The sequence below is a fragment of the Streptomyces sp. NPDC005722 genome (genome assembly GCF_040630935.1).
GTDB lineage: Bacteria > Actinomycetota > Actinomycetes > Streptomycetales > Streptomycetaceae > Actinacidiphila.
Window position 1 is genome coordinate 1 of record NZ_JBEXYN010000094.1, and the last position, 8,033, is coordinate 8,033.

Sequence of the window (8,033 nt, forward strand, 5' to 3'; positions counted from 1 at the left end):
CGACGGGCCGGTGGCGGCAGAAGTCGCGCAGCGCCTTGAGCGCGTAGTGCGACCGGGACTTGACCGTTCCCGGGGGGATGCCCAGGGTCCTGGCCGCGCGGGGCGCCGCGGGGCCCGCCGGGCCGTCCCGGTCAGGAGCAGTACTGCGCCTGCTTGCCGATGGCGCGGTACATGCAGTCCGCGTTCTCCAGGAGCAGCAGCACCGCCTCGCGGTTGCGGCTGGTCTGCGCGGGGATCACCTCGTCGGGCGGGTAGAAGCCCGAGGAGCCGTTCGGGCCCGGGTACATCTCGAAGGTGTACGCCCAGATCCCCTGGGTGCCCCAGAGCCAGTCGTCGATCGACCCGTCGGTGATGTAGAGGTCGCTGGCCTGTTCGGGGGTGTAGCCGTTGGTGGCCGCCATGGTGCGGCCGAAGGTGGCGAAGGTGTTGTACTGGTCGGCCGTCATGCCGGTGGTGGTGTTCGCGGTGGTGTAGCCGAAGGGCCACAGCACGAGCTGGCTGTAGGTGTGGAAGTCGATGCCCGCGGTGATCTGCTGCTTGCCGCCGACGACCCGCCCGCGCACGAAGTCCGCGACCAGCCTGACCTCGGGTGCGGACTCCGCGGACGCACCGCGGTAGGTCTCGCTCGACTTCGAGGCCGAGGAGCCGCCGCAGCAGCCCCAGCGGTAGCTCCAGTTGCGGTTGAGGTCGGTGCCGACGGCCGAGGTGCCGGAGTTGGGCTGGCGGTTCTTGCGCCAGCTGCGGTAGGCGCCGGTCGCGATGTCGTACTCGCCGCCGTCCGGGTTGAGGTCCGGGATGATCCAGATCTCGCGGGAGTCGACGATGTTCTTGACGCGGTTGTCGGTCGCGTAGCCGTCCCCGAACTGGTGCAGCAGGTAGAGCGCCATCTCGACGGTGAGGTGCTCACGGGCATGCTGGTGGTGGGTGAAGAGCACCTCGGGCTCGGCCTCGTCGGTGCCGACGTTGTCGCTGATCTTGACGGCGACGATGTTCCGTCCGCTGTAGGAGGTGCCGATGACCTGCTGCCGCATGATGCCGGGGTGCGCGGCGACCAGGGAGTTGATGTCCGCGGTCATCTCCGCGTAGTTGTGGTAGCCGGAGTCGGAGCCGGGGAAGTCCAGCACCGAGGCGTCGCCCTCGGCGCCGCGGCCCGCGGCGCTCGCCGCGGGCGGTGCGGGGAGCGCGGTGAGGCGGTAGCCGGCGGAACGCAGCGCGGCGGCCTGGGCGGCGTTCGCGGTGACGACGGTGGAGTGGCTGCGGGCCGCGTCGATCGACACGCCGTGGGCGGCGAGGGCCGTACGGGCGGCGACGCTGCCGGTGCCGGCCACCTCGTACTGCCGGACGACCTCGTCGGCGGCGGCCGCGACGGGACGGCCGCCGGCGGTGGCGGGTGAGGCGTCGGCCTGCACGGCGAGCGAGGTGGCGAGGGCGCAGGCGAGCAGCGCGGCGGTGACCGCCGCCCGTCTGCCGGTCCGGGGGATGCGCATGGTCGTCCTCCTGGATGTGGGGGTGGCGCAGGAGTGCGGACCGATCGTGCGTAAATGGCATGACCTCGTCAATGAGGAATGCGCGCTTCGGCGGTGAACGCCCGGAATCCTCCGGTGGATTGGCCGGTGGGGCCCGCCCGGAGCGGGAGCTGCGGCGCCGGTAGGATCGCGGCAATGCCCGGACGTAGCGCAGAGGCAGGCGCACCGCCTTGCGTAGGCGTAACACGCCGGTTCGAATCCGGCCGTCCGGGCAGTCGGGGCACACGGGCCCGTAGGGCAGAGGCAGACCCGCCGCCCTGTCAAGGCGGATACGCCGGTTCGAATCCGGCCGGGCCCCCGATAGGATCATCGCAATGCCCGGACGTAGCGCAGAGGCAGGCGCCCCTCCCCTCAAGGAGGGATCACGCCGGTTCGAATCCGGCCGTCCGGGCAGCCGGGGGAGCACGGGTCCGTAGCGCAGAGGCAGGCGCGCCGACTCCGCAAGATCGGATACGCCGGTTCGAATCCGGCCGGATCCATCCCCCCGCGCGACGGCGGGACATCGGTGGGAGTCATGGGGGACACGGGCGACATCACGGAGGCGGAACTCGCCGCCTTCGACGCGGTGGTCGGCAAGCTGCGCGAACTGCCCCCCGACGACCCGGTACGGCTGCGCGCCGAGCAGGTGGCCGCCTCCTTCGCGCGCGACGGCCGGCTGCGACGCAGGAAGTCCCGGCGCGAGGACCGCGCCACGGCGGACGCGGAGGTCGTGGCCGCCACGGCGACCGGCGCACGCGAACGCCGCGAGGACGCACCCCTCGCCGAGACGCCGCAGGGCGGCGCGGCGGGGGAGTTCACCAGGCCCCGCCGCTGCTACGTGTGCAAGTCCCCCTACCGGCGGGCGGACGCCTTCTACCACCTGCTGTGCCCCGACTGCGCCGTGGACAACACCGCGCGGCGGCGGGCCGGGACCGACCTCACCGGCCGGCGCGCGCTGCTGACCGGCGGCCGCGTCAAGATCGGCTTCCAGCTGGCCCTGATGATGCTGCGGGACGGGGCCGAACTCCTGGTCACCAGCCGCTTCCCGCGCGACACGCTGCGCCGTTTCGCCGAGGCGCCCGGCAGCGAGCGGTGGCTGCACCGGCTCACCGTCGTCGCCGTCGACCTGCGCGACCCCCGTCAGGTCGTCGGCCTGTGCGAACGGCTCCGCGAGAGCGGCGAGCCGCTGGACATCCTGGTCAACAACGCCGCCCAGACGGTCCGGCGGCCCCCCGAGTCGTACGCGGCGCTCACCGCGGGCGAACGGGCCCCGCTGCCCGCCGGGCCGCGGAACGGGGGGATGCTCACCGCGCCCGGGTTCGGCACCGTCCATGCGCTGCCGTCCGCCGCCGGTCCCACCGCCGAACTCCTGCTGACCGGGACCGACGAGGCCGGGCTGCTGCCCGACACGGCCCCCGAGAACTCCTGGTCGGCCGAGCTCGGCGGCCTCGATCCCGCCGAGGTGCTGGAGACCCAGCTTGTCAACTCCCTCGCCCCCGCGCTGCTCTGCGACCGCCTGCTGCCCCTGCTGCTGGCCTCCCCGCGGCCGCGCCGCTACATCGTCAACGTCACCGCCGTCGAGGGCCGCTTCGCGGTGCGCAACAAGACCGCCGGTCATCCGCACACCAACATGGCCAAGGCCGCCCTGAACATGCTGACCCGCACCAGCGGGCCCGCGCTCGCCGAGCAGGGGGTCCACATGTGCAGCGTCGACACCGGCTGGATCACCGACGAGAACCCGCTGCCGAAGAAGAACCGGCTGGCCGGTCAGGGCTTCCGCACCCCACTGGACGTCGTGGACGGCGCGGCCCGGGTCTACGACCCGATCGTGCGCGGAGAGGCCGGGCACCCGTTCTCCGGCGTCTTCCTCAAGGACTACCAGGAAGCCGAGTGGTGACATGACGGACGACCGGCCGCCGTACGCGGGTGTCCCCGAGGTCGTGCCACGTCCGGCCGCCGACCTCGAGCCGCTGCTGGGCTGGCTGCGCGGCGGGGAGACGGTGGCCGAACGCCGGGACTTCCCGGCCGGGACCGCCCTGCCCGACGGGCGCCTCGACCTGTGCAAGCAGGCGCTGGGCCCGGAGGGCGCCGCGGCGGTCGCCGAGGCGCTGCGCCAGGCACCGGCCACCGGCGCCGTGCGCCATCTGCTGCTCGGCACCGACGGGCTCGGCGACGAGGGTGCCGCCGCCGTCGCCGAACGCACCCGGGACACCGGCGTCCGGACGCTCTACCTCGGCTGCAACGGCATCACGGCGGGCGGCGCCTGCCGCATCGCCGACAACCTGCGGGCCTCCCCGCAGGCCGTCACCGGGGTCTGGCTGAAGCGCAACCCGCTCGGCGGCGGCGCCGGCGAGGCGGGCGCCGGACTCGTCGAGGCCGCACGGTCGTTGCGCACGCTGGACCTGGTGCAGACCGGCCTCGACCCGGCGGGCCTCGCCGTGCTGGCCGACGCGCTCGTCGCCGCCGCCCGCTCGGGACGCGCCGTCGAGCGGCTGTTCGTGGGCGGCAACGCCCTCGGCACGGCCGGCGCGGCCTGCCTGACGACCCTCGTCACCACCGGAGCGGTCGCCGAACTGTACGTGTCGGCCGCCCGCCTCGGCGACGAGGGTGCGCTCCTGCTCGCCGAGGCCCTCGCCCGTGCACCGTACGGCCGGCTGGTCCGGCTCTCCGTGGCCAGCAACGGCATCGGGCCGGCTGCCTGCGCCCGGCTGGTCGCGGCCGCGACGGCCGCGGGCGTGGAACTCCTGGACCTGGGACGGGTCAAGGCCGCCCGGGTCCTGGGCGCCGCGGACAACCGGGTCGACACCGAGGCGGCCACGGCGATGGGCGCGGCACTGAGCGCGGCGCCGCACCGGCTGACCCATCTCGTGCTGGCCCACACCGGGATGCGCAGCCGCGAGGCGCACCGTCTGCTCGACACCGCCCCGGCGGCCGCGACCGCGACCCGCTACGTCCTCGGAAAGGGCATCGCGACCAGTGTCCGGCGGCGGCTCGACGCGCTCAGCGCGCACCTGCCGACGCCGGCCGTCCCCGCGGACGTGGCCGCCGTGCACAGCGTCCACCGCACCGGCGGCTGATCAGCGGGGCATACGGGCGAAGGTCTCGATCCAGAAGCGCTGCGTCTGCTCCGAGGCCCCCACCAGGTAGGTGGAGCGCAGCTTGGGCGGCAGCAGCGCCACCAGCCGGGCGACCGCCTTGCGGTGCCGCTTGAGCTGGGACAGCTCCGCGTTGGCGATCACCTGGTGGACGACGTCGGTCTCGTCGTTGCCCTCCCCGGACTCCTCCCGGGCACGTCTGAGCCGGGACTCCCAGGCGTCCACGTCCCGAGCCAGCTCGCGCAGCCCCGTCACCGAGCGGTTCGCCAGCCGGTCGACCAGAGCGGTCAGCGGCACCGGGGCGTACTCGCCGTCGCCCAGGTAGACGGTGGCCATCTGCAGCGGCAGGCCCCGCTGGTGCAGCTTGATCAGCCGCTCGATGGTGCGCTTGGTGATCCAGGCGCGGCCGTCCTCGTCGATGTCGTGCTTCCACCACTCCAGCACCGTCTCGGCCAGGCCGCCGTACCGCGCGATCAGCCACTCGTTGGCCGGGATGTCGCCCGGCTCCACGGTGAGCGAGGCGGTGAAGCGGGTCGCCTGGGCGATGTTGTTGCGGGACACCATCAGCCGGCGGCCCAGATGGTAGGGCGGGTTCTGCACCGCTATCTGGGCGCGCAGGTTCTCGATCGGGCGCCCGGCCAGCGACCACTCCTGGGTGATCTCCATCAGCTTGGCGAACGCCGCCTTGTCCTTGGGCCGGTTGTACTCGTCCCAGACGATCGCCTTCGGCTCGCTCCCCGTGAACTTCTGCGCCAGCAGGGTGTCCAGCGAGCCGTTGCGGTCCGGGACGGGCGCGCACAGGTCCTCGACGTTCGTCACCGGCAGCGAGAAGTACAGCGGGTCCCGGCCCAGGCCCTCGCGCAGCGTCTCGCGCACCACCTCGGTCTTGCCGCAACCGGGCGGCCCCTGGAGCAGCACCGACCACCGGTTGCGCAGTGCCGCGCGCACCACCGAGCGCACCGGGTCCGGCACGGTGGCCGGATTGGGCACACCGAGCTCCGCGGCGATCCGGTCGAGGATCTCCGCCGTCCGGTCCTGCCCCGGTCCGCCGTCCGGCCGGGGCTCGGCCAGGCGCAGCCGCTCGCCGTTGACCAGGGGCAGCCCCCAGCGCAGCGGGAAGCCCTCCCGCGCGTTGGCGAGGACGTGGTCCAGGGTGCGTGGGGAGAGCAGCTCTCGCACCGCGGGACCGAGCGACGCCCACACGGCGAAGACCCCGTTCAGGTCCCGGTCCCGGTACTTCTCGGCGAGCTTGCGCCGCCACGCCGTGTCGTTGGCGGTCACCCGCACCGTGACCATGCGGTCGAGGACGGCCAGGTCGCCGCGGCGAGCGGCCGTCTCGGACAGCGACTCGTTGTCGCTGAGGAACACCCCGACGCAGCCCAGTGCCCGCAGGTCGTACTCGCCGAGCGTCCAGTTGCAGGCGATCTGCATCAGCTGCGACTGGATCGTCTCGCCGGCCTGCAGCGAGTCGTCGATGAGCAGCACGAACGGGCGCCCCGGCCGCAACTGGCTCATCACCAGCTGGCGCAGCACCAGTTCGTCCGTGTGCGGATCACGGACCGGGGCGTTGACCAGGAGGTCGTCCGGGGTGAGGTTGGCGGCCGGCACGTAGACCAGTTCGGCGTGCGGGTGGGCCTCGGCGACGTGCGAGAAGAACGTCGACGTCTTGCCGATGCCGTGCTCGCCGAAGACCTGCCCGGTCTGGCCCATGTCGATCATCGCGTCGATGAACGACTCCAGCCGGGAGACCTCGGGGCGGCCCTCGGGCGGTCGTGGATAGGTGGCGTTGGCCCGCCAGGGCCGGGGGCCGGCCGTGGCGGTCGCCGCGGTGGTGGTCATTTCGCTCCTGTCGTGACGCGGTGGCAGGCCATGGGCGGGGTGTGGGCGTCGGGCCAGTCGTCGCCGCCCTCGGTGATCAGCCATATCCACCTGTCGGGATCCCGCGGCGTGATGTGCGGGGCGTAGCCGTCGGTCAGCACGATCACCGCGTCGGGACGCTCCTCGAAGCGCCGGCCCCGGACCTCCGTGCGCCCCTCCACGTAGTCGGCCACGGCCTGGAAGCTCGTGCCCCCGCCGCCGTAGACCCGCTCCCCGGGGACGAAGGGCATCACCACGCCGTCGAAGGAGAGCCAGTGCGCCTCCACGCCCTCGATGCGCCCCACCAGTTCGGTCAGCCAGGTGATCACGGAACCCGGCATCGACCCCGAGGTGTCGTAGGCGATGACCAGGACCTTGTCACGGACCGGGCCGCGCCGCGACAGCATCGGGTCGTGCCCGAGCACCGCCAGCAGCGCACCCCGCTTCTTCGGGTAGACCAGCCGCTCGCCCTCCCGCAGCTTCGAGGCGACCACGTCGACCAGCCACCGCTGCCACCAGTCCACCCGCCCCGTCCTGGCCGTCTCGCCCCGCAGCGCACCGGCGCCCAGCCGGCCCCACAGCCGGGCCGTGCGCTCCGAGGCGCCCTCGGTGCGGTCCATCAGGTCCAGCAGCTCCCGCTCGGCACCGGTGTGCCCGCGCCGCGCGGCCAGCAACGCGTTGAGCAGGGACGAGGAGACCAGCTCGTCGATCGTCCCCTGGTCACCCGGCACGCCCTCGCCCGCCAGGTGCACGCACAGTGCCCCCGGAGGCACCGGCGGGTGCTTCATCCGCTTGAGCTCGGTGTAGACGCCCATGTCGGTCTCGACGAACTCCGGGTAGGGCAGCGGCGTCAGCCCCTGCTCCGTCAGATCCCGCTCGTACGCGGCGTGGACCTCGTGCGGGTCCACCCCGGTCGGGCGGCCGTCCCGCAACGGCATCGAGTCCCGCCGCAGGCGCACGAGCGCCACGTGGTTGATGGCCACCTCGGCCGCCGTGGTGAAGACCGGGTCGTCCCGCAGCGCCGGCTCCGCGAGCAGATGCCGGTGGACCACGTGCCGGGCCTCGTGGAAGAGGACGAACTTGACCCCCTCCAGCCCGAGGTCGACGAAGAACCCGGGGTTGTACAGCAGCAGCACCGAGCCGTCCCCCGAGGCCACCACCGCCGCGGTGTCCACGGCCGTGGTCGCGATCTGGTGCGGGCACTTGGCGTACAGCCAGGACGCCACCGCCGACTCGGTCAGCCCGAAGTCGAGCAGCGCGGCCTCCTTCAGCCGCTCCGCCTCCGCCACGACGTCCGGATCCGCCGGACGCCATCGCTCCAGCGCCCGCCGGTCGGCGAGGTCGACCACGGGTCGTCGTCGTGACCGCTCGTCGAATCCCATGTCAGCCCCCCACTTCCGTGCCCCGAACCCTCCGGTTCCCCTGGTGACTCAGTGTTACCAGAGGGCACTGACAACCGGTCACCGGCGTCCTCCCCGGCGCCCCCGTTATGTTTTTCGCGGTCCTGCAAGAGGGCCGCTGGCCTCCGGGCCCGGTATGACTGTGTCCCCCTGTCGAACGGATGACCTGGGGGGTG

At 73.2% G+C, this 8,033-nt stretch carries 5 protein-coding genes, 4 tRNA genes and 1 pseudogene; 6 read left to right on the forward strand and 4 right to left on the reverse strand.

Going from position 1 to position 8,033, the window contains the following annotated elements; all coding sequences use genetic code 11:
- Both ABZ479_RS41280 and ABZ479_RS41285 read right to left on the reverse strand, forming a co-directional pair.
- Positions 1-97: pseudogene (locus ABZ479_RS41280) on the reverse strand (sigma factor-like helix-turn-helix DNA-binding protein); the annotation flags it as partial.
- Between the two features lie 34 nt (positions 98-131).
- On the reverse strand, positions 132-1,487 hold the full coding sequence (locus ABZ479_RS41285; protein WP_500466394.1) for a M14 family metallopeptidase: 1,356 nt from the start codon (positions 1,485-1,487) through the stop codon (positions 132-134).
- A gap of 178 nt (positions 1,488-1,665) precedes the next feature.
- Between ABZ479_RS41285 and ABZ479_RS41290 the strand changes: the two genes are divergently transcribed.
- The 6 genes from ABZ479_RS41290 (at position 1,666) to ABZ479_RS41315 (ending at position 4,582) form a co-directional block, all read left to right on the forward strand.
- Positions 1,666-1,738 (forward strand) — tRNA-Arg (locus ABZ479_RS41290).
- Positions 1,739-1,752: 14 nt separating this feature from the next.
- Positions 1,753-1,824 (forward strand) — tRNA-Asp (locus tag ABZ479_RS41295).
- A gap of 20 nt (positions 1,825-1,844) precedes the next feature.
- Positions 1,845-1,917 (forward strand) — tRNA-OTHER (locus ABZ479_RS41300).
- Positions 1,918-1,932: 15 nt separating this feature from the next.
- Positions 1,933-2,005, forward strand: a tRNA-Ala gene (locus tag ABZ479_RS41305).
- Positions 2,006-2,040: 35 nt separating this feature from the next.
- Positions 2,041-3,402: an SDR family NAD(P)-dependent oxidoreductase gene (locus tag ABZ479_RS41310; protein WP_500466395.1), complete on the forward strand. Its 1,362-nt coding sequence runs from the start codon at positions 2,041-2,043 to the stop codon at positions 3,400-3,402.
- Between the two features lies 1 nt (position 3,403).
- Positions 3,404-4,582 (forward strand): leucine-rich repeat domain-containing protein, encoded by a 1,179-nt coding sequence (locus ABZ479_RS41315; RefSeq protein ID WP_500466397.1) that lies wholly within the window; start codon positions 3,404-3,406, stop codon positions 4,580-4,582.
- On the opposite strand, the gene ABZ479_RS41320 is transcribed toward ABZ479_RS41315, so the two are convergent.
- Entirely contained in the window at positions 4,583-6,439 is a 1,857-nt protein-coding gene (locus tag ABZ479_RS41320; protein WP_500466398.1) for an ATP-binding protein, read from the reverse strand. It lies immediately after the preceding gene.
- Positions 6,436-7,839: a vWA domain-containing protein gene (locus tag ABZ479_RS41325; protein WP_500466399.1), complete on the reverse strand. Its 1,404-nt coding sequence runs from the start codon at positions 7,837-7,839 to the stop codon at positions 6,436-6,438. The genes ABZ479_RS41320 and ABZ479_RS41325 overlap by 4 nt, the downstream gene beginning before the upstream one ends.
- Between the last annotated feature and the right edge of the window lie 194 nt (positions 7,840-8,033).